Origin of the sequence: Collinsella aerofaciens (assembly GCF_018785265.1) — a bacterium.
GTDB lineage: Bacteria > Actinomycetota > Coriobacteriia > Coriobacteriales > Coriobacteriaceae > Collinsella > Collinsella aerofaciens_AI.
In genome coordinates this window covers 30,520-53,886 of the sequence record NZ_WQPK01000008.1, presented here as the reverse complement: position 1 = coordinate 53,886, position 23,367 = coordinate 30,520, and the positions used below count along the sequence as shown (strand labels likewise).

Annotated in this window: 34 protein-coding genes; all 34 read right to left on the bottom strand. The window is 65.7% G+C overall.

Features of this window, described 5'->3' with window-relative positions:
- Window positions 1-9: 9 nt before the first annotated feature.
- The 34 genes from GPK42_RS01540 to GPK42_RS01380 all read right to left on the bottom strand — a co-directional run bounded on the left by GPK42_RS01540 (window position 10) and on the right by GPK42_RS01380 (window position 23,356).
- Window positions 10-780, bottom strand: coding sequence for a BppU family phage baseplate upper protein (locus GPK42_RS01540; protein ID WP_215693042.1), 771 nt, complete (start codon window positions 778-780; stop codon window positions 10-12).
- On the bottom strand, window positions 781-1,008 hold the full coding sequence (locus GPK42_RS01535; protein WP_117800493.1) for a hypothetical protein: 228 nt from the start codon (window positions 1,006-1,008) through the stop codon (window positions 781-783).
- On the bottom strand, window positions 1,002-2,102 hold the full coding sequence (locus tag GPK42_RS01530) for a hypothetical protein (protein WP_215693040.1): 1,101 nt from the start codon (window positions 2,100-2,102) through the stop codon (window positions 1,002-1,004). Before GPK42_RS01530 ends, GPK42_RS01535 begins: the two co-directional genes overlap by 7 nt.
- A complete protein-coding gene (locus GPK42_RS01525) occupies window positions 2,099-4,519 on the bottom strand; it encodes a fibronectin type III domain-containing protein (RefSeq protein WP_215693038.1) in 2,421 nt (806 codons plus the stop codon). The genes GPK42_RS01530 and GPK42_RS01525 overlap by 4 nt, the downstream gene beginning before the upstream one ends.
- Window positions 4,520-8,545 carry a phage tail tape measure protein gene (locus GPK42_RS01520; protein ID WP_215693036.1) on the bottom strand — a complete coding sequence of 1,342 codons (4,026 nt, stop codon included), beginning with the start codon at window positions 8,543-8,545 and terminating at the stop codon, window positions 4,520-4,522.
- Window positions 8,538-8,963, bottom strand: a complete 426-nt coding sequence (locus tag GPK42_RS01515; protein ID WP_215693034.1) for a hypothetical protein — start codon at window positions 8,961-8,963, stop codon at window positions 8,538-8,540. The genes GPK42_RS01520 and GPK42_RS01515 overlap by 8 nt, the downstream gene beginning before the upstream one ends.
- The gene (locus GPK42_RS01510; RefSeq protein WP_215693032.1) at window positions 8,960-9,109 is read right to left on the bottom strand and encodes a hypothetical protein; all 150 of its coding nucleotides are present in this window, start codon (window positions 9,107-9,109) and stop codon (window positions 8,960-8,962) included. The genes GPK42_RS01515 and GPK42_RS01510 overlap by 4 nt, the downstream gene beginning before the upstream one ends.
- Window positions 9,110-9,147: 38 nt before the next feature.
- Window positions 9,148-9,471 carry a hypothetical protein gene (locus GPK42_RS01505; RefSeq protein WP_215693030.1) on the bottom strand — a complete coding sequence of 108 codons (324 nt, stop codon included), beginning with the start codon at window positions 9,469-9,471 and terminating at the stop codon, window positions 9,148-9,150.
- Window positions 9,472-9,481: 10 nt separating this feature from the next.
- On the bottom strand, window positions 9,482-10,498 hold the full coding sequence (locus GPK42_RS01500; protein ID WP_215693028.1) for a hypothetical protein: 1,017 nt from the start codon (window positions 10,496-10,498) through the stop codon (window positions 9,482-9,484).
- Entirely contained in the window at window positions 10,491-10,658 is a 168-nt protein-coding gene (locus GPK42_RS01495) for a hypothetical protein (RefSeq protein WP_158566592.1), read from the bottom strand. Before GPK42_RS01495 ends, GPK42_RS01500 begins: the two co-directional genes overlap by 8 nt.
- Entirely contained in the window at window positions 10,642-11,142 is a 501-nt protein-coding gene (locus GPK42_RS01490) for a hypothetical protein (protein ID WP_215693026.1), read from the bottom strand. Before GPK42_RS01490 ends, GPK42_RS01495 begins: the two co-directional genes overlap by 17 nt.
- Window positions 11,139-11,876 (bottom strand): hypothetical protein, encoded by a 738-nt coding sequence (locus tag GPK42_RS01485; protein WP_215693024.1) that lies wholly within the window; start codon window positions 11,874-11,876, stop codon window positions 11,139-11,141. The genes GPK42_RS01490 and GPK42_RS01485 overlap by 4 nt, the downstream gene beginning before the upstream one ends.
- A gap of 2 nt (window positions 11,877-11,878) precedes the next feature.
- On the bottom strand, window positions 11,879-12,145 hold the full coding sequence (locus GPK42_RS01480; protein WP_215693022.1) for a HeH/LEM domain-containing protein: 267 nt from the start codon (window positions 12,143-12,145) through the stop codon (window positions 11,879-11,881).
- A 9-nt stretch (window positions 12,146-12,154) separates the two neighbouring features.
- The gene (locus GPK42_RS01475) at window positions 12,155-13,258 is read right to left on the bottom strand and encodes a phage major capsid family protein (RefSeq protein ID WP_215693020.1); all 1,104 of its coding nucleotides are present in this window, start codon (window positions 13,256-13,258) and stop codon (window positions 12,155-12,157) included.
- 2 nt (window positions 13,259-13,260) lie between these two features.
- Complete coding sequence (locus tag GPK42_RS01470; protein ID WP_215693018.1) at window positions 13,261-13,947, bottom strand: head maturation protease, ClpP-related; 687 nt, start codon at window positions 13,945-13,947, stop codon at window positions 13,261-13,263.
- Window positions 13,928-15,193, bottom strand: a complete 1,266-nt coding sequence (locus tag GPK42_RS01465) for a phage portal protein (RefSeq protein WP_215693017.1) — start codon at window positions 15,191-15,193, stop codon at window positions 13,928-13,930. Before GPK42_RS01465 ends, GPK42_RS01470 begins: the two co-directional genes overlap by 20 nt.
- Before the next feature lie 42 nt (window positions 15,194-15,235).
- Window positions 15,236-16,708, bottom strand: coding sequence for a terminase large subunit domain-containing protein (locus GPK42_RS01460; protein WP_215693015.1), 1,473 nt, complete (start codon window positions 16,706-16,708; stop codon window positions 15,236-15,238).
- Window positions 16,689-17,234: a P27 family phage terminase small subunit gene (locus tag GPK42_RS01455; RefSeq protein WP_215693013.1), complete on the bottom strand. Its 546-nt coding sequence runs from the start codon at window positions 17,232-17,234 to the stop codon at window positions 16,689-16,691. Before GPK42_RS01455 ends, GPK42_RS01460 begins: the two co-directional genes overlap by 20 nt.
- Window positions 17,231-17,530, bottom strand: coding sequence for a DUF2256 domain-containing protein (locus tag GPK42_RS01450; RefSeq protein WP_215693011.1), 300 nt, complete (start codon window positions 17,528-17,530; stop codon window positions 17,231-17,233). The genes GPK42_RS01455 and GPK42_RS01450 overlap by 4 nt, the downstream gene beginning before the upstream one ends.
- A gap of 250 nt (window positions 17,531-17,780) precedes the next feature.
- Window positions 17,781-18,407 (bottom strand): Mom family adenine methylcarbamoylation protein, encoded by a 627-nt coding sequence (locus GPK42_RS01445; RefSeq protein ID WP_215693009.1) that lies wholly within the window; start codon window positions 18,405-18,407, stop codon window positions 17,781-17,783.
- The gene (locus GPK42_RS01440) at window positions 18,394-19,014 is read right to left on the bottom strand and encodes a ParB/Srx family N-terminal domain-containing protein (protein ID WP_215693007.1); all 621 of its coding nucleotides are present in this window, start codon (window positions 19,012-19,014) and stop codon (window positions 18,394-18,396) included. The genes GPK42_RS01445 and GPK42_RS01440 overlap by 14 nt, the downstream gene beginning before the upstream one ends.
- Before the next feature lie 242 nt (window positions 19,015-19,256).
- Window positions 19,257-19,631: an HNH endonuclease gene (locus GPK42_RS10190; protein WP_227790056.1), complete on the bottom strand. Its 375-nt coding sequence runs from the start codon at window positions 19,629-19,631 to the stop codon at window positions 19,257-19,259.
- 2 nt (window positions 19,632-19,633) lie between these two features.
- The gene (locus GPK42_RS01430; protein WP_215693004.1) at window positions 19,634-19,807 is read right to left on the bottom strand and encodes a hypothetical protein; all 174 of its coding nucleotides are present in this window, start codon (window positions 19,805-19,807) and stop codon (window positions 19,634-19,636) included.
- The gene (locus GPK42_RS10105; protein ID WP_255415080.1) at window positions 19,808-19,936 is read right to left on the bottom strand and encodes a hypothetical protein; all 129 of its coding nucleotides are present in this window, start codon (window positions 19,934-19,936) and stop codon (window positions 19,808-19,810) included. It abuts the gene before it with no gap.
- A gap of 108 nt (window positions 19,937-20,044) precedes the next feature.
- Window positions 20,045-20,335, bottom strand: a complete 291-nt coding sequence (locus GPK42_RS01425; RefSeq protein ID WP_215693002.1) for a hypothetical protein — start codon at window positions 20,333-20,335, stop codon at window positions 20,045-20,047.
- Window positions 20,319-20,486 carry a hypothetical protein gene (locus GPK42_RS01420; RefSeq protein WP_215692999.1) on the bottom strand — a complete coding sequence of 56 codons (168 nt, stop codon included), beginning with the start codon at window positions 20,484-20,486 and terminating at the stop codon, window positions 20,319-20,321. The genes GPK42_RS01425 and GPK42_RS01420 overlap by 17 nt, the downstream gene beginning before the upstream one ends.
- Complete coding sequence (locus GPK42_RS01415) at window positions 20,471-21,043, bottom strand: hypothetical protein (protein ID WP_215692997.1); 573 nt, start codon at window positions 21,041-21,043, stop codon at window positions 20,471-20,473. The genes GPK42_RS01420 and GPK42_RS01415 overlap by 16 nt, the downstream gene beginning before the upstream one ends.
- Window positions 21,044-21,253 carry a hypothetical protein gene (locus tag GPK42_RS01410; protein WP_215692995.1) on the bottom strand — a complete coding sequence of 70 codons (210 nt, stop codon included), beginning with the start codon at window positions 21,251-21,253 and terminating at the stop codon, window positions 21,044-21,046.
- Complete coding sequence (locus GPK42_RS01405; protein ID WP_215692993.1) at window positions 21,253-21,627, bottom strand: hypothetical protein; 375 nt, start codon at window positions 21,625-21,627, stop codon at window positions 21,253-21,255. The genes GPK42_RS01410 and GPK42_RS01405 overlap by 1 nt, the downstream gene beginning before the upstream one ends.
- Window positions 21,624-22,016, bottom strand: coding sequence for a hypothetical protein (locus GPK42_RS01400; RefSeq protein ID WP_215692991.1), 393 nt, complete (start codon window positions 22,014-22,016; stop codon window positions 21,624-21,626). Before GPK42_RS01400 ends, GPK42_RS01405 begins: the two co-directional genes overlap by 4 nt.
- The gene (locus GPK42_RS01395; protein ID WP_215692989.1) at window positions 22,013-22,318 is read right to left on the bottom strand and encodes a hypothetical protein; all 306 of its coding nucleotides are present in this window, start codon (window positions 22,316-22,318) and stop codon (window positions 22,013-22,015) included. Before GPK42_RS01395 ends, GPK42_RS01400 begins: the two co-directional genes overlap by 4 nt.
- The gene (locus GPK42_RS01390; RefSeq protein ID WP_215692987.1) at window positions 22,311-22,610 is read right to left on the bottom strand and encodes a hypothetical protein; all 300 of its coding nucleotides are present in this window, start codon (window positions 22,608-22,610) and stop codon (window positions 22,311-22,313) included. The genes GPK42_RS01395 and GPK42_RS01390 overlap by 8 nt, the downstream gene beginning before the upstream one ends.
- Window positions 22,611-22,618: 8 nt before the next feature.
- Window positions 22,619-22,921, bottom strand: coding sequence for a hypothetical protein (locus tag GPK42_RS01385; protein WP_215692985.1), 303 nt, complete (start codon window positions 22,919-22,921; stop codon window positions 22,619-22,621).
- 222 nt (window positions 22,922-23,143) lie between these two features.
- Window positions 23,144-23,356 (bottom strand): hypothetical protein, encoded by a 213-nt coding sequence (locus GPK42_RS01380; protein ID WP_215692983.1) that lies wholly within the window; start codon window positions 23,354-23,356, stop codon window positions 23,144-23,146.
- Window positions 23,357-23,367 lie beyond the last annotated feature (11 nt).

Here is a 23,367-nt window from a genome sequence, read left to right as displayed (position 1 = left end):
CTTTCTCCTTTACTGGCCGAATACCTTACCGAAGGCGTAGTCGTAGTCCTCCTGGGTGAGGCCTTCGAGGACCGTGTCGGTGCCGATTGCCGGGGCGATGATGGACTCGAACGCCTCGTCGATTTCCGCGTGCGTGGCGAAGACCACTCCGGCGCTCGCCATGGCGGCGATCTTCTCCTTCGCGTCGTCCGTCAGGTCGTCGTAGTCGACCTTGAGCGACGCGAGCGCGGCCTCGCAGCGGTCTGCCGCGCTGTCAGCCCGTCCGCGCGCGTTAATGACTTCGTCCATGATTGCCTGCCACTCGGACGCGCGCACATCCTCGGCGTTGCCGTAGGTGACGCGCTGCGCCTCGAGCGCGTTGATGAGGTGGTCGATCTCGGGGATGTAGTCGCCGCCCGTGGCCTCGATGGCCACCGAGGGCACGACCCTGATGGCGATGTTGCCCGTGGATGCCGACCAGTCGCCCGAGCTGATGCGGATGTACGAGGTCGGGATGTCACCGGCCGCCTGCGTGAGCTTGGCGGGGACGGTGTACTGCACGATTCCGTCTGGCGCGGAGAGCACCGCGACGTTCTCGCCGTCGATGACCTTCCCGCCGTCCGGCCGCAGCGCGTAGAAGCGCACGGTCATGCCGGTTAGGTCGAGCACCGCGCCTCCCTGCCGCAGGTTGACGTTGAACACGTACGCCTCGGCGTCCTGCTGCCGAAGCGTGATGGGGTTGTCGAGCGTCGAGAAGCGGTTGGTGCCCTTCTCGATGTCGAGCGTGAGGTCTATGAGCATCTAGACCGCCTTCCCGAGCACTACTGCTCCTTGCTTGAACACGAGCACCAGCACGCGGTCCCCGGCCTTCACCTCGGCCAGGCACGTGCAGGTGGTCGATATGGATGGGTTGAGCCGCACGTCGGCGGTCCCGTCTTGGTTGACTGCGGCGACGGTGCCCCACGTATGGGACTCCTTTGCGCCCGTCCCGCCGAACAGCAGCTCGTACAGCTCGTGGCCGCTTACCATGACCCTCCCTCCGTCTCGGTGACGAAGCCGGAGCGGATGAAGCGGCGGGCCTTGCCCGTCACCGCGCAGTGGCCTCCGACCTCTATCTCCTGCTCCGTTATCGCACCGCGCCAATTTAGCCCGGCGGTGAGATAGTCGATGCCGACCGCGTCGTTGGGCAGCAGGGGCACCCACGGGTGGCCCCACTCGACGTACTCGATGGACGATGAGTTGTCCACGAGCTTCGTCTTGGCCTTGGCCTTGAGGGCCTTGAGGCGCTCGTCCTTGGTTGCGCCCGTGAGCTCCGTCACCTGGTCGACGAGCGGGACCTCGTAGCCCCTGTACGGGATGGACGCGCGGGAGTTTGGGTCGGTGTTCCGGCACACGGCCCAGAGGCTCTCCTCCTCCGTCTCGTAGGTCAGGTACACGGCGTTGGGGATGTCGTCCGCGTTGTCCGATCTGGATACCTCGGGGAGCATGATGGAGTCTTCGCCGTCGTTGAACGTGCGCACCGGCTTGCGCGCCTGCGGCTCGACGTACGGGACCATCTGGATAACGCCGTATGCGTCGGGGTAGGCCGATGCGAACCCGGCCATGGCGAGGAGGTCGTTGGCTATGGTCAGCCAGCTGTCGTCCGGCCCGTACACCACGTCCCTCGGCAGGACGTAGTCGCAGCGCGGCTCGTTCGTGCGGAGGCCGAGGCGCTTGAAGATGCCGTCGGCGTGCGCGACCGCGTTGGTCCCCGCCTTCACCGTGTAGTAGCGGCCGTACTTGCCCTTCACCGCGAGGCGCAGCGTCGATTCGAGGTCGACGCTGCCGGATACCAGCGGCCCGTTGTATTTAGGCGTGCCGATGCTGCAGAAGTACGTCCCGAGGGCGAATGTCCCCGCCTCGCCGCGCTCGTCCTCCATCTGGTAGTACACGCGCACTAGGTCGTGCTCGTCGGGTATGGCGCTGCCGGAGAAGTCGAGCGTGCCCTGGGAGCGGAGCTGCGATAGCGCGGAGTGCGTGAGCCGCCCGCCGGTGAACATGCCGTAGTCCTCGGCCTCGACGAGGCCGGGCCACGTGACCCGGCGGTAGATGTACGACTCCTGCCTAAAACCTGTCCAGATCACAGGGCCTCACCGTCCACCCTCGTCAGCGAGAGGCTGATGTCGGCGTGCGTCGTCGGCATGCACAGGTCGCGGTTCACGCTCACGTCGGCGGCGACGTGGAACACGTCACCGGCCACGCTCTTGAAGATGGCGCGCGGGTAGAGGATGAGGTCCTCGAAGGCGCGAACCTCCTCCTCGCCTATGACGTGCGCGGTCAGCGGACGGGTGTCGCTGATGCCGCCCGCGTCGTATAGGACGGGATGGGACCTGCCCGCGTAGCGCACGAGCGTGCGGTTGGCGCGCTCGAGGTTGCGCTGCTCGGTAGGGTCGAACTGCGCTCGGGCCATGAGGCCGTCGCCGTAGTAGACGAAGCAGTAGGGCGTCTTGATGCTGCCGGGGTGCTCGGTCGCCCTCGATGCACCGGAGGCCGCATATGCCGCCACGCGGTAGCTGTACTCCGTGTTCAGCGGCGCGTAGCGGTCGACCACCGACGAGCCGTCGGACAGGTCGGAGGCGATCAGCCTCTCGCCGTCGCGCGTGACGCGCCAGATGCTAAGGCTCTCGACGTCCTGCCCCTCGTCGTTGTTGTCGACGATGCACTGCAGCTCGGCGTATCCGCGCTCGATGTCGGCCTCGATGCGGAGGGAGGCGCGGCGCGGCAGCTCGAACTCCACGCGGAATGGCATGGAGGCCGTCGACTGCAGGCCGCTCGTGCTTCGCGCCGTGGCCACGATTCGGTACTCGCCACCGTCCTCCGGCATCCACTCGTCCTTGGTGACGCTCGTGGCCGTGGAGGTCCCGAGCGCCTCCTCGTAGAGCACGTTGCCGCCCATATCGGTAATGGCCACGGCCATGGCCGCGAGCGCGCCGGATGCGTCGACGTACTGCACGCTCACGCCGACCGGCACGTTGCGCACGGTCTGGCCGGGCGCGTCGAAGGCGAGCTGCGGGGGCTGCCGGACGTAGAACGAGCTGTTGCCGGACCAGGGGCCGAAGTCCGCGTGCACGCCCTTGGTGCGCACGCGCCAGTAGACGGTGGAGTTGAGGGGGAAGTTCGGCACGCTCGCGCTCTGGGCGGTCGCGGCCGTCACCGTCTTCCATGCGGTGCCGTCCGTGGAGTACTGGACCTCGGCCGCGCTCTGCGCCGAGCCGTCGATGGGGTTGTGGTGCCACGTGAACGTGACCCTGCCCTGCGAGACGAGCAGCACCTCGCCGCTCGTCGGCGTGAGGAGCGTCGGTGCCGCCGGGGCGCAGATTGTGACGACGGCCTCGGACGGCTCGGACCACGCGGAGACGAGGCCGCCTCGCAGGTTGCGCGCGCGGTAGTAGAACGTGCCGCCTCCGGGGTTGTCACCGAACGACAGCGCCTTGCCGGTCACCGTGGCGATGGTGGACCAGCTCTTGCGGTCGCGCGAGCGCTGAATCTCGGTGGCGCTCGCGGTGCGCGACAGGTTCGGGATGGTCAGCTCGACGGAGGTGTCTCCCGTGCGCTGGCCGCTCGGCTTGAGCGGAGCGGACGGCGTGTTGAACGTGCGGTCGGTCATGACGCGCTCGGAGTAGCCGCTCTCGTTGTACGCGCGTACCAGATAGCGGTAGTAGTGGTCGGCCGAGCACGTCGGGTCTGTGTAGGAGGATGCCGAGCCGCTCACGTGGGCGATCTGGACGGAGCCGCCCCCGTCCGTGCTGCGCTCGATGCGCACCTCGGAGTAGGGGGCCTCGTCCGTGGCGTGGTTGGCCCACGTGACGAGGTTCTTCTCGTCGTTCAGTCGCTCGACCTTGGCACCGCTCGGCGCTGCGGGCTTCTCCGGCGGGTTGCGCAGCGTCTCGGTGTAGGAGTGGCCACCGGCGTTTCCGGCCGTGTTGTATGCGCCGATTCGGTAGCGGTACGTGTGGTTTGGGCGCACCGTGTCGTCGCTGTACTCCGTCTTGTCGCCGCCCGGCTTGGCGATGTTCTCCCACTCGCCGCCGTCGGTCTGGCGGTCGACGTAGATGCCGTCGTACGGTCGGGCCGCTGTGGTGTTGCGCGTCCACGTGATCACGTTCAGGGTCTGGGACTTGCGCACGGCCTTGGCGTTGCTCGGCGTCTGGGGAGTCCAGACCGGGGCCGAGGGACTGAAGGTGTCCCTGCACGTCGACTTGCGGAAGGTGCCGGAGTAGCTCGTGTACCACGCCGAGCACTCGCGCGTGACGTGGTCTCCGTAGTTGACCCAGCCGACGTCGAGCCAGCCGGAATCGCCGTACCAGCCGGGGCCGTACATGCGGTACTGGCCGCCCCACGAGCGGTTGAGGATAGTGCCCTGCATGTCGCCGCACTTGACGTAGGAGCTGTACTTGACCTGCACGTAGCAGGAGTTCTCGCCGTACTCCTTTATCTTCCACTCGATATATGTGTTCCAGGCGGTCTGGCCCGTAGGCCAGACCTCGTTGCCCCATGCCATTTACATCCCTGCCTTCGCCTTGCGGACGGTCTGGAAGAAGTCGTTGAGTGTCATGAACTCGCTTATCGAGGAGGCGTCGATCTTGACGTCGCCCAGCGAGTAGTAGTTGTTGACCACGGTGGTCTTGGTGCCGCCGTTGCCCGTGTAGGCCACGTTCCCGTCGAGCTGCGCCGTGGCCATGAGGCGCTTGGCGCTGTCCCTCACGTCCGCGCGGGCCTCGAGCATGCCGTGGGCGAAGTTCTCGCCGAGGTGGCGTCCAGAGGTCTCGCCGCCCTTCTCGGCACCGGACCATGGACCGTCCTCTGGAACGGAGAAGCCCATGACGCTCTTGGCCGCATTGACTAGCGACGTGGCGAAGCTGCGGACGGAGTTCCACGCCGAGCCGATGCCGCTGGCGAACTGCTGGCCGAGGTGCGAGCCGCTCGTGTACGCGCTCCACCCGCTCGCGCCGGAGGAGGCGCTGCTGGCGAGCGACGAGCCGCTCGCCCTCGATGCGCCTGCGGCCGCGCCGACGCCCTGTGCGTAGCTCGAACCGGCCGAGCTACCGGTGCCGCCGAGGGCACCGGGGGAGGAGGAGACGCCCGACTTGGCGTTGCTGGCCAGCGAGCGCGCGTTGGCGCTGGTGCTGCCGGACGCGGAGCCGATTCCGCTGGCGAACAGCGCGCCCGCCGACTTGCCCGTGCTGGATGCGTCGCCGGGCGCGGGGGCGATGCCGCCGGACAGGGCCGCGCGCAGCCCTGCGGCGTTGCTGGATGTCTGCGGCGTGTTGTCGGCGATGCCCTGCGCGAAGCCCGCTCCTGCGGAGTTGCCCGTCGCGGATGCGTCACCGGGGGCGGTGGAGATGCCGCCCGCCAGCGCTGCGGCCAGCGCGGCCGCGTTGCCCTCGGTCGGTGCGCCTCCGGTGGTGATGCCCTCGGCGAACAGCGCTCCGGCGAGGGTTCCCGCGTCGGAGCCGCCCTGCTTGGCCTCGTCGAGGCCGCCAACGGCCTCCCTGGCCTTTGCCGCCGCCACGTCGTAGGTGTCGCCCTGGGCGAGCGCGTTGGCGAAGGCCGTCACGGCGGCGTCTCCGGCGATGCCGTAGTCGTCGCAGTTGCGCTTGAACTCCTCGAGCGTGGAACCGGTGACCTGCTGGGCCGCGCCGATAGCGCTCTGCGCGCCCGCGCTTAGGCCGCTGGCCCAGTTGTCGGCCGCCGCCTGCCCCTGCGTCTTGCACTTGATGCCCATGTCGCCGAGGGCCTTGATGATGCTCCCGGTGGTGCCGTCCCACGAGGCGGATAGCTTGATCAGCTGCTCGTCGTTCAGGCTCTGGAAGTCCTCGACGCTGATTCCGGCATTTTGGAGGTCGTCGCAGAACTGGCCGAGGTCCTTGTCGAGGCCGAGGAACGCGGAGGAGACGGCCGGGGACGCCGCAGCGAGGTCCTTCACGCTCGCGGTGGCCCCGTCTGCCACGGCCACGGATGCGCCGAGGCTCTCCGTGACGGTGTCGATGGAGTTGTTCACCGCGCCGAGCGCGGCTTTGGCCTCGTCGAGCGCCTTGCCCTGTTTCGAGTAGCTCATGGTCAGTTCGGCCTGCTCGCGCGTCATCTGCGGGTTGTTTTTCATGCAGCGGTTGACTTCGTCGTTGTAGTCCTTCTGGGCCACGGCGAGCGTCTGGATGTCCTGCGCCTGCTGCTCGTAGAGGGCCGTCAGGTTCGACTGCTGCGCGTCTATCCTGATCTGCTCGAGTTTCTTCTCGACGTACTCGCCGAGCGCCCCGGTGACGTCGCTGATTGCGCCGTGCTCGTCGGCGAGCTTGCCGTTCGCCTGGTCGACGACGCTTATCTGCGTGCCGCACATCGAGTTGACCGTATCGACCGCAGCGCGCAGGCGGCCCTGCGCCTCGGTGCTCAGGTCGCTCTTGTTCGCGTACTCCCTGATGGTGTCGTATGCGGCCGTGAGCTGTGCGGATTGCGCGGCGGCCGATGTGTTGGTCTCCTTGAGCGTGCTGGCGAGCTGCGCCTGGCTCTCGAGCATCTTGTCGACGTCGGCCTTGGCGCTGCCCGTGGAGCCCGTGAGGACGTCGAAGGCCCCAGCCTCCTCCTTGACCTCGTTCTTGGCCCCAGCGGCGGCGGCCTCCAGCTCGGTGGTCGATGCCTTCAGGTTGTCGGCGTGCTTCTTGGCGTCCTCCATGCTCTGGACGAAGGCAGTGATGCCAGCGATAACGAGCGCCGGTCCGACGGCGGCGAAGGCCAGCTTGGCAACGTCTGCCGCCTTCGATAGCGTCATGAGGCCTGCGGCTTGCGCCTTGGTGGCAGCCTCGGTCGTCTTTGCCGCTGCTGCCTCCTGCTTGTATCCGTTCACCAGCTCTTTAGAGCGGTTCATGGCGTTGCGCTTCTCGTCGACTTCCTTCTTGAGGCTCTCGACGAGTTCGGCGTTGGCCTTGCTGCCCTTCTTCTGCTCGTTCGATAGCTTGCTGACGGCCGAGTCGTACTTGGATGTGTTTTTGCTGGCGTTCTGCACGGCCTCGACGTACTTGTCCACGCCGCCAGCCGCCTTGGCCGCCGGGTTCTTCTCGAGGGCCTTGTTTAGCTTTTCGTTCTCGCTGTACGCCTTCAGTGCGGCTGCATTCGTGGTGGTCAGCGCGTCGGCGTAGACGCCCCACTCCTGCTTGGCCTTGCCCACGGCCGTGACGGCGTTGCCCACGGTCTTGACGATTCGGCCCGTGGTGGTGAGGAATGGCGAGGCGGCTGCGGCCACGGCGGCGAGCGTGATGATATTGCGCTGCGCGCCCTCGTCCATGTCGGCGAAGCCCTGCGTCACGTTCTCGACGGCCTCGAACAGCGGCTCGGCCGCGTCGACGGCGTCGGTGGCTGCGTTCACCAGCGGCGTGCCGATGTCCTCGGCCACCGCTGTGACCTTGTTCTGCAGGATCTCCAGCTTGGCGGCCATGGAGTCGTTTCGGTTGTTGACCTCGTCCTGCAGCGCGGTGTTCTCGCGCCAGCCGTCGTTGGATACATGAAGCGCCTGGCTCACGAGGTCCGTGTTGCCAGCGAGGCGCTTGAGCACGTCGGTCTGCCTGATTCCGGTCACGCCCATGGACTCCAGCGCCACGGTCATGTTCTCGGCGCTGTTGGTGCCCTTGAGGAGGGCCAGCATGGTGTCGGTGGCGCTCGTCCTCCAGCTCTGGGCGAACTGGTCGGCGCTCATTCCCGCGATGGACGCGAACGAGTCGAGCGCGTCGCCGCCCGTGGCCACGGCCTTGTCGATGGATGCGACGGTGTTGGAGAACGCCGTGCCACCGGCCTCGGCCTCGATGCCGAGGGAGGACATGGCACCGGACCATCCGAGGATGTCCGGCGTGCTCATGCCGACTTGGTTGGATGCGGCCGCGATGCGCTGCCCCATGGACGAGACGCTTGATTCGGTTGTGGCGAGGTTGTTGCCGAGGTTGACGATGGCCGAGCCGTAGCGGCTCACGTCGCTGTGGGACATCTTCACGATGTTGGCGAACTGCGCCAGCTCGGTGGCCGCCTGCTCGGCGTTCATATCGGTGGCGATGTCCAGACCGGATACCACGCGCGAGAACTCGTCAAGCTCGTCGATGGAGAAGCCGAGCTGCGCGCCAAGCGCCTGGATGTCGAGAATCTGGTCGGCGCTCACCGCGTTGGTCTTGGAGAACTCGATGGCCGATTCCTTGAGCTGGCGGTACTGCTCCTCGGTGCCGTCCACGGTCTTGCGCACGCCCGTGAGGGACGTGTCGATCTTGACGGCCGCAGCGCCCGTGGCCACGGCCACGCCCGCGATGGCTGCGGTCACGGGGACCAGCTTCTGCCCGGCGGCCTCGATTCTGGCCCCGGTGTTGTATATCGCGCCGCCCGCCTTGGCCAGACGGGAGCCTGATTCTACGAGGCTCCTGCCAGCGCCGTCGACGTTGCTCTCGGCAACGACGGCCTTCTTCGCCATAGTCTCTAGGCGGCGCTCGGCCTTCTCCAGCGCGGAGCCGTTATAGGAGCCTGTGACGGCGATGGAGATTGATGCCTTACCCATTTAGGTACCTCTGGATTACTTTCTCGATGCGCGACTCCACGCGGTCGCGCACCTCGTCCTCGTATTCGTCGACGGCGCGCATGAGCGCGCGCGGTTTCCCGGCATGGGGCACGCCCATGCGCCTGCCCGCCCTGGGGCCGCTCTGGTAGAGCGCGCCGTGGTTGGCGAACTCGATGGGGCCTGCGCCGGGGTCGCTGTTGGCGATCTTCACGCCCGCCGATATGGTCCGCATCGAGGCGTTTGCTGCGTACTGCCCGGAGCCGCCGAGGCCGCGCGCGTAGGATTGATAGGCTGCAAAAAGGGGCCGCACGTCCTCGCGCAGTCCCCTCTTTACTTCCTTCGGCAGCTCGCGGTCGATTTCGCGGAGGCCCTTCAGCGCCTCCGCGAGGCCCTCGACCCTGATGCTCAGGCTGCTCATTTCTTCCTCCCCATGCGGTCGAACAGGCGCTGCACGCGCTCGCCCCTCGTCCTCTCGCGCTTGGCCGCGAAGCCCTCGCCGCGTCGGTCGAACAGGGCCAGCCACTCCTCGAAGACGAACGGGTACTCGTCCAGGAGGCGCGCCATGTCGTATGGGGAGGCCCCGGTGATTCGCGCGGCGCTTGCTACTTGGCGGGCGCAGATGCTAAAGGGGCGTCCTTCTCCTTGGCGAGGAGCTTGGTGTTGTCGTCGATTACGACGTCGTCGTATTTGTCGGCGATGTACTCGGCGGCCTCGGCCAGCTCCATGCCCTCGATGCCGACCTCCTTGGCCTTGCCCGCCTGCTCGGCGGCGATCACGCACCACACGAAGTCGTTGTATGCGGCCTTATGCGGGGAGTCGGGGATGGATGCCATGGCGTCGATGGACTTCCAGTTGGAGGTGCGGCCCGCATCGAACTCGATGGGGTCGTTGTCGCCGTCGGTGAGGGTGAAGTGGAACTTGAGCATTTAGTGCCTCCTAGGCTGCTGCGTAGGTCTGAACCTTGTTGACGATGGTGATGGTCACGGGGGAGCCGTCCTTGGCCGCCACGCCGATGTCGTCGGCGCTGAACTCGACCTCGGCGGCGCTGCCCTCGGGGTCGATTTCCGGCGTCTCGCAGTTCCACGGGACGTTGGAGAATACGACGCTCATGGTGCAGTTGGGGTCTTGCGAGTGGGTGAACTCCCACGCTGCGGAGCCGTAGACGACCTTGTTGGTGACGGTCGTGCCGTTCTCGCTGCCCGTGAGGACCTTGCGAATCTCGGTGTAGTCCTCGGGGATGATGGTCTGCTTAACCGTGGTCTTGAGCTTGGACTCGGCGACCTCGGATGCGATGACGCGGCCCGCGCCTCGGTAGGAGGTGAGGCTGTTGGACAGCTCGAACTCGCCCTTGGTCACCAGCACCTCGATGGGGGTCTGGTCGTTGGGGGAGAACTTGAACACGCCGTTGGTCGGGATGAAGTAGCCGTCGAAGCACGAGGGCTCCGTCTCGCCGGACCAGCCGCCGAACAGGGCGGCGTCGATGCCTGCGGCCGTGATACCGATGTCGAGCGGCGCGTTGCCCTCGAAGGACAGCAACAGCGTGTCGATCTTGCAGCCCGTGGCCTTGTGCACCGTGGCGGCCGACGTGTTGCCCACCTGGCCCCAGAAGGTCAGGAATGGAATCTCGGAACCGAGGGTGATCACGTGCTTGTAGTAGCCGGGCTTCTCGGCCGAGGTGGTGACGATGTTGCCCATGGCGGCGAGGATGTAGAGCACAAGCGAGTCGGCGTAGGCCAGCGTCTCGAAGTCGACGGCCATGTTGACCTCGGAGACGTAGGCCCCGTTGGTGGTGTTGGCTCGCAGGCCGCACGCCACGTTCTTCTGCTCGACGGTGCGCTCGGGCTTGATGAGGCCGCCGCCGGTGAGGCCGTGTCGGAACGTCGGCGTCGGCGCGGCCTTGGTTTTGGACTCCTGGCGGGCGACGCCGAGGAGGCCGATGGATGTGTTAATCATCTGCCGTCTCCTTCTTGGACGTGCGGGACTCCTTCACGATTCCGTCCCGCTTCAGGATGGTCAGGAGGGACGTGGGCAGGCCCTCGACCTGCTCGCCCTTCTTCGCTCGATACGTGAGGCCGTTGTAGGTGGCCTCGAAACCCTTAGCCGCGCGAAGCATTGCGCACCAGCTCCTTGAACTCTCTGGGGCAGGCCGAGAAGACCTTGCAGGTCACATCGACCTGCGCCGCCACCACGTACTTCTTGTCGGGGGTCGAGTCGTAGCCCGCGTCGCTCATGCGCGGAATCGCGCAGTCGACCGCGCCGCCGAGAGTCGCGTCGGCGGCGATGCCGTAGCAAAGCGAGTTGACCCAGCGCTGCACGCTCTCGCGCGCCACGTCGAACTTGGCGTGCGTGGCGAACAGGTAGACGTGCAGCGTGAACTGCTTGGCGTACTCGGCGCTCGTGGCCCCGCCCGTCGTGCTGTCCATGTCGGCCAGCGGGTCGCACCACGCGAGGAACGGCGGGCGCTTCGACGGGATGTGGTCGTGGACCTCGGGCACCTTGCCTCCGTCGCCGTACATGGCCAGCGCGCTCTCGGACAGCACGAGCGACGCGCGCTCGAACAGGGCCGTGGCGGCCTCGGCGTAGGGCATGGCGATCACATGACCACCGCCCTGCAACGCCCGAACTGCTCGATGGCGGCGTCGACCTCGGGCAGGCCCGTCGCGCCGTCGCGCCCGGCGAGCGTGTAGCGGATGAAGCCCGCGTCGGTGGCCTCGCCCGTGGCCCTCTCGGGCGTGGCGGACGGCCGCAGGTAGTAGGCCGCGAGCCGCAGGACGGCCTCGCTCACGCGCTCCGGCACCTCGGTGAGGCCGTAGCGGTAGCGGATGGTCGCGCGCCCCTCGGGGCCGACCGCCTGGCAGTCGCTCACGAGCGACCAGCCGGGGGTGAGGACCTCGGCCACGTCGTTGTGGTCGAGCCAGACGAAGCCGCCGCCGAAGGTCTCCGTGACGCCCATCTGCTGCACGAAGCTGCGCCTCGCGTTGCACTCGAACGTCTCGGTGGCCGCCTGCCGCGCGGCCCAGAACTCCTCCTCGGTCACGTCGGAGAAGTCGTCGGTATCGTCCATGCCCTTTAGCTGCTCGAGCCTGAAGTAGTGGCGCGTGACCACCGCGAGGAACGTGGTGAACAGCAGGTCGTCACCGCGATACCAGTTGATTCGCACGGAATCGGGGGCCGCGATGCGCGGGAGCTTCAGCTTTCCGTCCTCGAGCCTGTACTCGAGGGACGTTCCGCTGCCCAAAAGGAGGGCCGCGCGGTCGGGCGCGGCCTCCGTCTCAAGTGTCAGCTCGTCCGTGTAGGCGACGCGCAGCGTGCTGTAGGGCTGGACGAGCACCGCTACTCCTCCTCGTCGTCGTAGAGGTCGGCCTCGAGGAGCGCCAGAAGCTCTTCCTTCTTGGCCGCCTTGGGGTACTCGATGCCCTCGGCGTCGAGCTTGGCCTTGATCTCCTTGACGGTGAGGTCCTCGGCCTGCGGCTCGGGGGCCTTCACGGCCTCGATGGCGAGGCCGCGTCGCACGGCCTCGTCGGTGGACATGACTTCGCCCTCGAAGGCGACCAGGTGGCCGTCGCGCACGACGCGCTTGGGTGAGGTGTAGGTCTCCATGGCTCCCCCTTACGCTGCGGCGGTGTCGAGGTTCGTCTTGGAGGCGTAGCAGAAGGCGTCGGGGTAACGGACCTGCAGCGCCTTGGTGTGCTCGGCACGGATGCACAGCTCGTTGTGGATGAACTGGTCGTTGATGCGGTCGACGTCGACCGTGGTGCCGTGGATGGAGCGGCGCTCGGCTGCGTAGGAGTCGTACACGAGCAGGCCGTCGCAGTTCGGGTCTTCCACGACCTTCATGCCCCAGAGCACGTCGCCGGTGATGGACTGGTACAGGCCGGTCTCGGTCTTGTACAGGTCGATCTCCTGCTTGATGATCGGGGAGACGAGCACGTGGGTCGGGACGCGCTTGGCGGTCAGCATGACCTTGGTGCGCATCTTGCGGATGGCCTCGTAGTACAGGCCGCCGACGTGCTCCTCGAACTCGAGGATGCCGGTGGTGTTCTTGATGCCGACGATGCCCGTGGAGTTGTTGCCGCTGAACATGTGGTCGTCGGTGACGCTGTTCAGGTCGAGCAGGAGGTCGTGCTGGATGATGCTCAAGAGCTCGTCGTAGTCCTTGAGCGTGTCCTCCGAGACGGGGACGTATCCGGCGAGGGTCTCCTTGTTGGCCACGGCGTCCTTGTAGGAGTACAGGACCTTGGCCTTGGCTGCGGAGGTGCCGTCGGTCACGCCGCCCCAGGTGGCGGGCATGCCCGTCTGCGTGGAGCGCTGCTTATAGGTGACGGAGCCGGTGGCGGGGGTCTCGCGCAGCGTGTCGGCGAAGCTGCCGAACAGGCTGTCGGGCTTCGGGTCGAGGGTCAGCTCGATCTCGGTGGGCGCGCCGACGGTGACGACGGTGGCCTCGTTCTTGAAGCCACGGTAGAGGCCATGGAACTCGTCGCGCGGGCCGAGGATGCGCTCGGCGAAGGACGCCTTGGGCGTGGGGACCTTGGGGGCGGGCGCGTTGCGGGCGGCGTCCTCCTCCTCGATGACGTGCTCGAGGGTCAGGTCGAGCTGCTGAATCTGGCCCTCGATGATGAGGGCCTTGTTCTGGTCGCCGGAATCGGCGGCCTTGTGCTGCTCCTCGGCGAGGCGGCTGCGCTCCTGCCAGAGCTGCTTGGAATTGAGCGGCATGCTTACTCCTTACGGTAGACGTGATTGCCGAGGAGGACGAAGCCCTCCTCGCTCCGGGCGACTGTATCCACGGCGTGAGATTTTTCGATTGCGTCGGCGGGCGCGTGCTTGAAGCGGCCCATGAGCGTGCGGTCGAGCGCGTCGGCCACGCGCTTCTCGGTGGCCACCTTCTCGTCGACGAGGCCGAGTTCGAGCGCCTCGTCGGCCGTGTACCACGTCTCCTCGTCCATGGCCTTCTTGACGTCGGCCAGCTCCATGCCGGAGCGCGAGGAGATGATTCCGGCGATGGTGGAGTCGAGCGCGGCGAGCTGCGCGACGACGTCGGCAAGCTCCTGCGCGTTGCCCTGCGCGTAGGTCCATGCGTCGTGGATCATCAGCTGGGCGAAGCTGCTCATGACGACCTTGTCGGCCATCATCGCGATATAGGAGGCCGCCGATGCGGCGATGCCGTCGATGTGCGCCGTGGTCTCGCCCTTGTAGCGCTGGATTGCCGAGGCGATGGCGAAGCCCTCGTAGACGTCGCCGCCAAGGGAGTCGATGCGGATGTCGACGGGCTTGCCCTTCAGGCCGTCAAGCTCCTTGGCGAAGTTCTTGGCCGTGTTGGACTCCTCGGAGGACCAGAAGTCGCTGCCGATGGTGCCGTAGAGGTACACGGTGGCCTTCTCGGCCTCATTCTTGATTCGGAACATTCGTTGCCCCTTCCTGTGTGCCGTCGGCGGTGCCGACCGGCCTGTCTGCGTTGAATACGTTCACGGTGCCGTCTTGGTTGACGGTGCCGTAGTTGAGCGGGAACAGCGGCTGGTCGATGCCCTCGACGGGTTCCATGTCCTCGAGGTCGCGCACGTCCGCGCGGGTGATCGCGCCGAAGTAGCCGAGTTCGCGGTAGTACTGCGTGCGGGCCGCGTCGTCCCCTCGCATCAGGCCGTTCAGCTTGAACTTGGCCTTGGTGTTGCGCTGGTAGCAGGCGTCGAGGACCGGCTGCAGCGCCATCTCGAGGTCGCGCACGTCCGGCGTGATGGTGTCGGTCACGTAGTCGATTCGCATCTGCTGGCCGCCGTTGTACGTGGCCCCCTCGCTGTCGTAGACCTTCCACGGGGGCACGTTGCAGGCGCGGCAGACCTGATGGAGCACCCATTTCTGCTGCTCGATAACGGAGGCGTCCTTCATCGTCTGCTGGTCCGTCACCCACTTGGCCCCGTAGCCGAAGATGGGCGCGCGGCCCGCCTCCGCGACGCCGCTCTTTGCGTCCACGGCGGCGCGGAGGGCCTTCAGGTCCTTCTCGTCCATGCGGCCCTCGGGCACCTCGACGTGGCCGAGCTGGTGGTTTCCGTTGTGTAGCATGGAGCGGTAGAAGCGCTCGAGGTCGATGGACAGGCCGATCTCCTCGGCCGCGAGGCGCGCGAGGGAGATGCCCCTCACGCCGTCCTTGGTCATGTGCGTGGAGATGTTCACGACCTCGTCTGGGTAGTACCACCCGGCGGGCACGTGGTCGTCACCCGGTGAGACGTAGTAGCGCGTGCGCCTGCCCCTGGGAGCGTGCTTGTCGTAGTCGTGCATCACGCTGGCCGTGATGGGCCAGATCGCCACCGGCTTCCCCTTGAACCACTCGACGTACCAGTAGGCGTTGCCGAAGGTGTCGCGGCGCAGCACGGTCCAGTCCATGAGCTTCGCGGCGGTCATCTCCTCGTTGGCCATGCCGTTGAGAATCTTGGCCAGCGGGTGGTTGTCGAGCCGCTTGTGGCCGTCGCGCCCGGCCTGCATCACCGAGAAGGGCAGGCTGGCCATGCTGCGCGCCTTGGTCTGCTCGCAGGCGGCGAAGTCGATGGACATGAGCGCGCCGTATCCGTGCGGCGTGGCGAAGCCCGGCGGCAGCGTGACGTGCACGACGTCCTGCACCGGCTCCCTCTTGTAGAACATGTCGTAGAAACGTCCCATACGTCCCCTTTCTGTCGGGGGCATCGTATGGGGCGCGTGAGATTAGCTGACGGGCACGTAGGACTCCGTGCCGCTCACCAGCTTGTCGTATGCGAGGGCCGCGATGGCCAGCGCGATGGCTGCGTCGATTTTGGACTTCTTGGAGTCCTTGCCGAAGCGCATGCCGTACGGCTCGCGCTCCATCTCGACGGTGTTGGCCAGATGCGCGCGGAGCTTGGGGCACCCGCGCAGGCGCAGCTCCCCGGCCTTGACCTCGTTCACGACGATTGACGTCGCCTGGCACATCGTGGCGTTGTTCTGCGGGAACGAGACCGTCTCGATTCCGTACACGTCGCGCAGGCGCGAGTTCATGACGATCAGGCGGTTTGGGTCGATTCCCACGACCTGCGGCCAGTGCTCCGAACATAGCCCGGCGATGAGCTGGGTTATCTGCTCGAAGTCATAGTGGCCCGTCTCCTCGTCGGGGGTATCGAACACCCACTCCTTGGTGAGGCAGACGGTCTTCCCCCTCTTTGTTTTGCGCTTCTGGTACGCGACGATTGCGAACGAGTCGCCCGCCGTGGCTCCGTCGATTCCGAGCGTCCACGGCTTGGTGAAGTCGAACCTGTTGGTGCCGCGCTCGCAGCGGTCGAGCTGCGGGGCCTTGAAGACCGAGTAGGCGTCGTTGTCCTTCGGGAATCGGTTGGCCGTGTAGCGCTCGAACTGGCGGGCGGATGCGGCCATGCCCCTCTGGTCCTCGATGCTCTCCCACGTGACCCACGAGGCCACCATGATCTTCTCCCAGTCGGCGCGCTTCTCGATGTCGTCGTCATCGTCGAGACCCAGCCAGTACAGGTACATGCCGGGGTCTCGGCGCGCCTTGTCGCTGTACATCTCCCAGAGGAAACCCTCGCGCTTGTCCCCGGCCGTGGTGATTCCCACGGTGAGCGGGTTCCACAGGACCTTCTGGCCCTTGACCCCGGCGTCCCAGACCTTCGAGTCCGGGTAGGTGTGAAGCTCGTCGAATATCAGGAAGTTGAAGTGCCACGACTCCAGCGCGTCCGCCGTGTTCGGCAGGATCATGATCTTCGCGTTGGTCTCCTTGTGCGTGATGATGTTCTTCCCGATGTCCCACTGCTCGCGCCACGTCGGGTTGAGCTTGATCATCGTGCATATCTTCTCGTAGACGTTGCGAATCTGGTCCTTCGACGACGCCACCATTCCGTACTGACCGTTGTGGACCGGCTCCATCGTGGCCACGGTGAGGAGGATTCCGGCGCACGTCTCGGACTTGCCGTAGCCGGAGGGCAGGCCGATGATGGCGCGGCGGTACTTGCGCTTGAAGCCCCTGGCGGTCATCTTGCCCGAGGCAAAGAGCGGTTTCCAGATATTCTCGCGCTGGAACTCCTCAAGATAGAAGGGCTGCGCGTAGTAGGAGTCGTTGGCGACGTGTCGGCACATCGAGGTGAAGCAGCGCTCGTAATCGCGCGCCATGACGAGGCCCTCGCGCGAGTAGCTAGTCGGCGTCCGATACATCGACTACCTCCGCTGGCAGCTCGTAGGCCGCGTCGATTGAGCGGAACATTGACGCCGTGTCCGCTGCGGTCTTGACGGTCGTGGCGTCCATGAGGCCGATACGCGAGCGCGCGAGCGGCGACAGGCCGAGCATGTCGGACAGGGCGCGAATCTCGCTCGATGCCTCCTTGAGGATTGTCAGCGCCGGGTTCTTGCGCACGAGCGGGACCTCCCTCCCATCCGGTGTCTTGTACGGCTTCACGCCGATCTTGTCGAAGATGTTTATGCGGCCGTCCTCGCTATGGATGGCCTGCTGCGCCTGCTCGGCCACGGCGTGCCAGTAGGTGAGGAGGCGCAGGGTCGGTATGTCCTGCTCGGAGAAGTTGTTCACCGGCGGGCACAGCCATGCCCATATCTCGCTCTGGACGGGGTCGAGGGCGATGTCCTCGGGCATGAGGACTCCGGCGGCGTCGGTCTTCGCCGCGAGCCCGTATGCGTCGGTTATCCCGCGCCGGATGGCGTCGTGCTTCGGCTTGGCACCCTTCACAGGCCCTCACCCCGCAGCGCGTCCTCCATCTTCTTCGCGGCCTTCTTCAGGGATAGGCACAGCGGGGCTGCGGTCATGAGGGAGGCGCGGGACATATCCGAGGCGGCGACGTGCGCGCGCTGGATGACCTCGAGCACCTCGTCGTCGCTCATGGCGGCGTTTGGTGCCGGTGCCTGAAGCTCTCCCGCGTAGGCGTAGCCGCGCTGCGCGGCGAGGCGGCACCTGTTGGAGCAGTATTTGGCCGTGCTCCTTTGCGCGGCAAACTCACGGCCGCATATCTCGCACTTCTTGATCATGACTCACCCCTTTCGTGTATAATTTCGTTCGCGGAGATAGCTCACTAGGAGAGCGCGGTGTTTCCAGCACCGAGGCGGCGGCGCGATTCCGACCTCCCCGCTCCAATGGCTGTTAGGCCCCTGCAATGCGCGGGGGCCTTTTTATTTGCCGAGATGCCTCTCGGCCATGCTGACGTGCTCGCCCTTGTACATCCCGGCACCGACCTCGTCTATGGCGCTGAAGGGGATGATCGGGACGGTCAGGCGCTTCTCATATGCAGGGTCGATAAACCTGATGTACCGAAGCTGATAGCCGGGCTGTATATGGCCGCCGACCGCATCGAGGAACTTTCGCCATGAGCGACCCCCCCGTAATATCGAAGTAGCTTTTGCCGCCAAGCGCGCGGATGGGCCTTAGTGGAGAACTTTCGAGCGTCATTTTGTGCAGCTTCGTGCCGTCCGGCATGACTGCGATATTTGCGTTCTCCTTGATTCCGGTCAGCACGAACCCCGAGGCGCGGTAGATTGCACCGTCGCCGCAGGAACAGCCGTCGGCGAAGCTGATCACCCACTTAATCTGCGGGGCCTGCTTCTTAATCATCCGCAGGGCCACGGAGATGCACCTGCTCTCGCTGTTTCTCGGCAGCACGTCGTCAAACGCCATGCGGTTCAGCTCGATAAAGCCGTTCCACGGGGTGCCCTTTACGAGGCCCTGAATCTTCCGTTTGTCGAGTGACGGCCCGAAACTCATGACCCCGTGCAGGCGGCCGTTCAGGAACGCACCGAAGTGAAGGCTGGAGTTGTGCACGATCTTGCCCGAGTAATGGTGCTTCTTTACGAAGGGGTTTGCGATGCTCGACGGTATAACGCGCAGCTCGATGTCTTTAGCGCTCGGCATACGATACCCACTCCTTGATGGCCGCATATAGGGCGTTTCCGTTTCGGTTGACGTTCCCGAAGGTATCGGCTTCATCGCAGGTCGCGTTCTTCAGCGCGTCCATGATGAAGTCGCGCTGCTCGGGGGCGAGGATGAACGTCGCCTGGGATACGTTCGGCTTATCCCCATCCGGCAGCTCGAACTCGGTCCCGAAGCCCTCGTCGGTCACCGGCATGTACTCCTCGAAGCCCAGCGCCTCCCAGTCTGCGTTCAGGTTGTCCATGTCCTCGATTAGGGCCTGCTCGTCGAACCCGCTGTTGATGGTCGTCTGGTTATGCACGTGGGTGTAGATGCGCCGCTGCTCGTCCGTCAGGTGGTCCAGGCAGATAACCGGAGCCGTGTCGATTCCTAGCTGCTTCAGCGCCATCACGCGGCCGTGGCCCTCGACGATTTCGGCTTCCCCGTCCTCGTTGTGCCAGACGGCGATGGGGTCGCAGTTGCCGAACTCGCTGATGCTCTCGGCGATCTGGTCAATCTGCTCCTTTGGATGCTTCTTAGCGTTGTTCGCATAGGGCACGAGGTCGGCGACCGCCATCTCGCGCACTTCCAGTTCCGGCATGGGTCTCATGGCCGCTCCTCTCGTCGTTACGGCTGGAACCGTATACGCCGCGTGAGATTTAGCGGCTCATTTTCCGAGTTTTTAGCGGCTCCCTTCGCCAGACCCCCCCAACTTCCAATTTCGTAGCGAAACGCGCGGGATAGGGGCGCGCGGGGTAGGGGGAAAGAAACCCGATTTTCCGAGGGGGTAGGGGGGTCGTGCATAAAAAAGGGGTGCAGCCCCGTCCGAGGCCACACCCTTGTGCATAAAATCTATCTGTTCGCCGCCCTGCGTGCATCATCGCGCTTCTTGTGGCAGCTCTTGCACCGCAGCGTGAGGTTCTCCACCTCGCTGCCGCCGCCCTCGCACAGCGCGCGGCCGTGGTCCACCTCGCCGCCCATGCCCGCCGTGTACCAGCGGCCGTCGCGGTACTCCGCGCACACCCTGCCGCAGTCGGCGCATCTGCCCAGCTGCCTGCCGATGGCCCTCTGCCTCGCCTTGCGGTACGCGCTCGACGAGTACTCGGCGCGCCATGGCTCGCGCTCGGCCCTCGTGGCGTCGCCCTCCGTCGGCCTGCGCTTGGGCCTCGGCCTGCACGGGCAGCGCTGGCCCTCGGGGTGCGTGCGGCCGCAGTGCGGGCAGTACACGCTCACAGCTCGCGCCTCCCGCTCTCTACCTTGGCCTTGGCGGCCACGCCCAGGCTGATGCTGCGGGCCGCCTGGAATATCTCCAGCGGCGTGAGGCCCAGCAGCTTGAACGCCTCCAGCGCCGCCGTGATTCCCTGCTCCACCTTGTGCTGGTCGTACTGCTTCCCGTTGTCCATCTATCCCACTCCAATCGCCGCCGACAGCGCCAGCAGCATCTTGAACATCACGGCCACCGCCGCCGCGTCTATGGCGAGGCAGGCCGCGATGATGAGCAGGCATCCGCCCGCCCTCTTCCAGTCGATCATGTGTCCCCTCCTATAGTGCCATGAATGCGAGCAGGAGGAGCCCTGCGGCGAGGGCGCGGACCGTCCACGCCCATGCCGCCAGCAGGGCCGCCGCCAAAAGGGCCAGCGCTAGTAGCTCTCGAAGGTTTCGCACGCCGCCTCCTGCATGTCCCTCATGTGGTTCGGTATCCACTCGAGCGCCCACATCGCCCCGAAGCTGGAGTTCTCGGAGTCGCCGGTGCCGAACTCCTCGGCGTACGCCCGGTCGAACTCGACCTCGCAGATGCCGTAGTCGCAGCAGCACTCGACCATGCGCTTGCACTCGGCGCACGTGGGCTTGCCCTCGCCGAAGTGCCTGTCGATGGCCGCGTCGGTGCACCCGTCCGGGAGGTTGTAGCCCGGGTCACAGCTGGCGGCCAAGGCGGGTCACCTCCTCGCACCATGCCTCGCGCCCGTAGGTCTCGATGAACCAGTGCACGTCGTCCTTGATCTCCTCCAGCGGGTTGTCCATCTCCTCGACCTCGCTGTCGGGGATGTCCACCACGTGGACCTCGGTTATCTCGAATCGCATGTCTGCTCCTCTCCGGGCGTCATGCCCAGCTCCTTCGCTATTCCCTCGGCGATGATGCGCGCGGTCTCCCTCGCCACCGCCTCGCTGCTCTCCATCCGCCCGACCGCGTATGCGCGCTCGATCATGTCCTGTGCGGCGCGCTCCATGGCCGTGTCGTCGTATCCCCGGCAGACCCTGTGCTCCTTGAGGTACGCGTGGGCGCGGTCCTGCGGCCTCGTCTCGTCGTAGCGGAACACCTCGTTGCAGTCCGCGAGGATGTCCTCCATCGTGTCCAATGACTCGGATGTCACGACGAGCACACCGTCCGGCCTGTCGCCGGGCACCAACACGCGGCATCCGCACTCGGAGCACCTGAAGGACTCCTTTTCGAGGTCCGCGACGTTGCGGCATGTCGGACGGTCGATCAGCTCGGCGAGCGTCGGGCCGTACTCCATGCCCTCCGGCAGGCACTCGTTCATCGCCGAGGCGACCATGCTCTGAAGCGAGACGTCCGGGTTATCTCGGCATATCTCGAGCATCTTCGCCGCCACCTCGTGGCGCACATCGTCAGTGATCATCTACAACCCCTCCGCTTCCTTTATGCGCTGCTCTACTGTCTCCGCGATGTTCCTCTCCCAGACGGCGAGTTCGCGCATCGTCCTTTTATGTCCGTTCACAACGGCCTGCTTGAACTGGATAATGTGCAGGAGCTGCGCCAGCGACGGGTCGTCCCCTAGGCCGTGTGCCTCCGCGCGTTTTTCCAATTCGGCATAATCGGAAAAGTTCATCAGTTCTCACCCCGCAGCCTGCGGATGCGCGATGCGATGTCGCGCATGGCAATTCGACCGCAGCCGTCCTCGCCACCGGGGCACGATGTGCAGCCATCTTCGTCCTTGTCTCTGTGGAAGTAGGCGCAAGCCTCTTGATACCGCGCGTCACCTGCCGCGCCCAAGTCCTCGAGCAGCTTCTCCCAGCTGTCAGGCGGGGTGAGGTAGAGTTCCTCGGCGTCGTAAATTGCAAAGTCGGTTTCGACAGACCACCCGGCATCTTTCCGAGAGAATATGAAGACCTCAACGTTCTGCTTGCTGCCGTCATAGTCGTACAGCACCTTCGTATCTAGCGGAATGTCTCGCCCCTCGGCGTCTTTTGGCAGCTCAATCATTTGCCATCACCGCACAGACAGTGAACGCGTGCCGTGACGTCTTGCACCAAGGCGTCGACGCAGTAGAAATGGTCCTTGAACTTACAGCCATCGCAATCCCTTCTCTCTCGATTGAGATACGAGCAGACGGTCCCATTTTGGTTGCGGACAAACCTGTCCAGATCGTCTCTCAGCCTCTCTAGGCTGTCAGGCGAGACAAGATAGAGACTGCCTGGATTCGTCAATACGGGGCCGCTTCCTTCCTTGATGCAGTAGAGCCTCGATTTATCGAGAGCTTGATGGTCGGGGACCCTGATACCGGTCACGCGATAACGGGTGCCCTTCTCGTCGTAATACGCGCCGCCCAGCTCGATCTCCTCGCCGTCGGCGGTCTTGATGTCGATATTCATAGCCCAAACTCCTCGTAGTCGCAGCACTCACCGCACTCGTCCTCGCAGTACAGCAGGTTCCCCATGAGCCACGCCACAGCCCACTTCGCCAGGCGCCAGCGCCCCTCCTTGCGGTCGGGCGCCTCCGCGTCGTAGGCGCGCTCGAACCCGAGGTGGCAGTAGCCGTAGTCGACGTGGATGTCGCTGCTGCAGAAATGCCTGCAGTTCCCGCACATCCGAGGCTCGCAGGCCCCACCGAAGCTGCGCTCGATAGCGGCGTCGGTCACCCCCATCGGGTAGCCGCCGACCCTCGAGTCACTCATCGCACTCCACCGCCCCAGTGCTCTCGTCGAGCAGGTCGATGGCATCCCCGACGGTCGCCTCGATGCTCGTCAGCTGGCGGCGCAGGTTCTGCACGAGGTTCGCGCCGGCGACCTCCGCCCTTCCCGCCTCGTAGGCGCGCTCGATCATGTCGGTCACCGCGACCTGCATCGCCGTGTCGTTGTAGCCGCGCCTGACGCGGTACTTCCCCAGGTAGGCGTGCGCCCTGTCCTGCGGCCTGCACTCGCGGTCGAAATGGAACACCTCGACCGCGTCGGCCTTGATCTGCTCCAAAGTCTCCATCACAGACGTCCCCTCTCTCGGTTCCTCTCGTTGCAGCGCTCGATTGCCGCGTCCACGTCCTCCTGCGTGAACCCCTCGGCGTCGAGCAGGCTGACGACCGCCTGGACCACGTCCATGCACTCGTCGATAAGGCTCTCGCGGTACACCCTGCGCGCCGTCATGATCGGGCTGTACCGCATGTCGTCGCAGTCCTGCCACGCGACGAACACCTCGGCCGCCTCCTCGAGCGGCTTGAGCGCCTGCACCTTGGGTTCGTCCGGCTTGTCGAACGCCCCGAACTCGAACCTGTATCCGTCGCGCATCAGATGCGCCTCCCTTCCGCCAGCGCCGCACGCATGGCGTTGACCTCTCGGCCCGACTCACTCCTCGTTCCGAGGTACACGTCCACGGGCCGCTTGCTCGCGTCCCTTCGCGCCACGTTCTCGCACCACCCGCAGCAGTACCTCTGGTTCCTGTACGCCGTGCGGAACCGCCTGCCGCACTGCCCGCACACGAGCACGTAGCCCCCGCGACTGTCCAGCGGCTCAGCCCTCATGTCGCGCCTCCCAGTAGTTGCACCTCGCGAGCCCCTGCGTGGCGTGCACGAAGTCGGGGCAGCGCATGCACGTGTACCGTTTGCGGCCCTCGCCAGACGCCGTCACGACCGCCTCGCTCACGGCGCAGAACCCGCACGTCTCGCAGCGGGCACTGCGCGGCCCGTCGTCGTAGATGCTCGCGGACCCCTTCGGTCTGCCCATGTTCTCGCTCC

Bases quoted from the DNA above. Each gene is read 5' to 3' on its own strand.
- GPK42_RS01540 (WP_215693042.1), bottom strand. From the start codon at position 780: ATGCTCATAGACCTCACGCTCGACATCGAGAAGGGCACCAACCGCTTC.
- GPK42_RS01535 (WP_117800493.1), bottom strand. From the start codon at position 1,008: ATGGTAAGCGGCCACGAGCTGTACGAGCTGCTGTTCGGCGGGACGGGC.
- GPK42_RS01525 (WP_215693038.1), bottom strand. From the start codon at position 4,519: ATGGCATGGGGCAACGAGGTCTGGCCTACGGGCCAGACCGCCTGGAAC.
- GPK42_RS01520 (WP_215693036.1), bottom strand. From the start codon at position 8,545: ATGGGTAAGGCATCAATCTCCATCGCCGTCACAGGCTCCTATAACGGC.
- GPK42_RS01515 (WP_215693034.1), bottom strand. From the start codon at position 8,963: ATGAGCAGCCTGAGCATCAGGGTCGAGGGCCTCGCGGAGGCGCTGAAG.
- GPK42_RS01510 (WP_215693032.1), bottom strand. From the start codon at position 9,109: ATGGCGCGCCTCCTGGACGAGTACCCGTTCGTCTTCGAGGAGTGGCTG.
- GPK42_RS01505 (WP_215693030.1), bottom strand. From the start codon at position 9,471: ATGCTCAAGTTCCACTTCACCCTCACCGACGGCGACAACGACCCCATC.
- GPK42_RS01500 (WP_215693028.1), bottom strand. From the start codon at position 10,498: ATGATTAACACATCCATCGGCCTCCTCGGCGTCGCCCGCCAGGAGTCC.
- GPK42_RS01495 (WP_158566592.1), bottom strand. From the start codon at position 10,658: ATGCTTCGCGCGGCTAAGGGTTTCGAGGCCACCTACAACGGCCTCACG.
- GPK42_RS01480 (WP_215693022.1), bottom strand. From the start codon at position 12,145: ATGGAGACCTACACCTCACCCAAGCGCGTCGTGCGCGACGGCCACCTG.
- GPK42_RS01475 (WP_215693020.1), bottom strand. From the start codon at position 13,258: ATGCCGCTCAATTCCAAGCAGCTCTGGCAGGAGCGCAGCCGCCTCGCC.
- GPK42_RS01470 (WP_215693018.1), bottom strand. From the start codon at position 13,947: ATGTTCCGAATCAAGAATGAGGCCGAGAAGGCCACCGTGTACCTCTAC.
- GPK42_RS01465 (WP_215693017.1), bottom strand. From the start codon at position 15,193: ATGGGACGTTTCTACGACATGTTCTACAAGAGGGAGCCGGTGCAGGAC.
- GPK42_RS01460 (WP_215693015.1), bottom strand. From the start codon at position 16,708: ATGTATCGGACGCCGACTAGCTACTCGCGCGAGGGCCTCGTCATGGCG.
- GPK42_RS01450 (WP_215693011.1), bottom strand. From the start codon at position 17,530: ATGATCAAGAAGTGCGAGATATGCGGCCGTGAGTTTGCCGCGCAAAGG.
- GPK42_RS01445 (WP_215693009.1), bottom strand. From the start codon at position 18,407: ATGCCGAGCGCTAAAGACATCGAGCTGCGCGTTATACCGTCGAGCATC.
- GPK42_RS01440 (WP_215693007.1), bottom strand. From the start codon at position 19,014: ATGAGACCCATGCCGGAACTGGAAGTGCGCGAGATGGCGGTCGCCGAC.
- GPK42_RS01430 (WP_215693004.1), bottom strand. From the start codon at position 19,807: ATGGACAACGGGAAGCAGTACGACCAGCACAAGGTGGAGCAGGGAATC.
- GPK42_RS10105 (WP_255415080.1), bottom strand. From the start codon at position 19,936: ATGATCGACTGGAAGAGGGCGGGCGGATGCCTGCTCATCATCGCGGCC.
- GPK42_RS01420 (WP_215692999.1), bottom strand. From the start codon at position 20,486: ATGCGATTCGAGATAACCGAGGTCCACGTGGTGGACATCCCCGACAGC.
- GPK42_RS01415 (WP_215692997.1), bottom strand. From the start codon at position 21,043: ATGATCACTGACGATGTGCGCCACGAGGTGGCGGCGAAGATGCTCGAG.
- GPK42_RS01410 (WP_215692995.1), bottom strand. From the start codon at position 21,253: ATGAACTTTTCCGATTATGCCGAATTGGAAAAACGCGCGGAGGCACAC.
- GPK42_RS01405 (WP_215692993.1), bottom strand. From the start codon at position 21,627: ATGATTGAGCTGCCAAAAGACGCCGAGGGGCGAGACATTCCGCTAGAT.
- GPK42_RS01400 (WP_215692991.1), bottom strand. From the start codon at position 22,016: ATGAATATCGACATCAAGACCGCCGACGGCGAGGAGATCGAGCTGGGC.
- GPK42_RS01395 (WP_215692989.1), bottom strand. From the start codon at position 22,318: ATGAGTGACTCGAGGGTCGGCGGCTACCCGATGGGGGTGACCGACGCC.
- GPK42_RS01385 (WP_215692985.1), bottom strand. From the start codon at position 22,921: ATGCGCGACGGATACAGGTTCGAGTTCGGGGCGTTCGACAAGCCGGAC.
- GPK42_RS01380 (WP_215692983.1), bottom strand. From the start codon at position 23,356: ATGGGCAGACCGAAGGGGTCCGCGAGCATCTACGACGACGGGCCGCGC.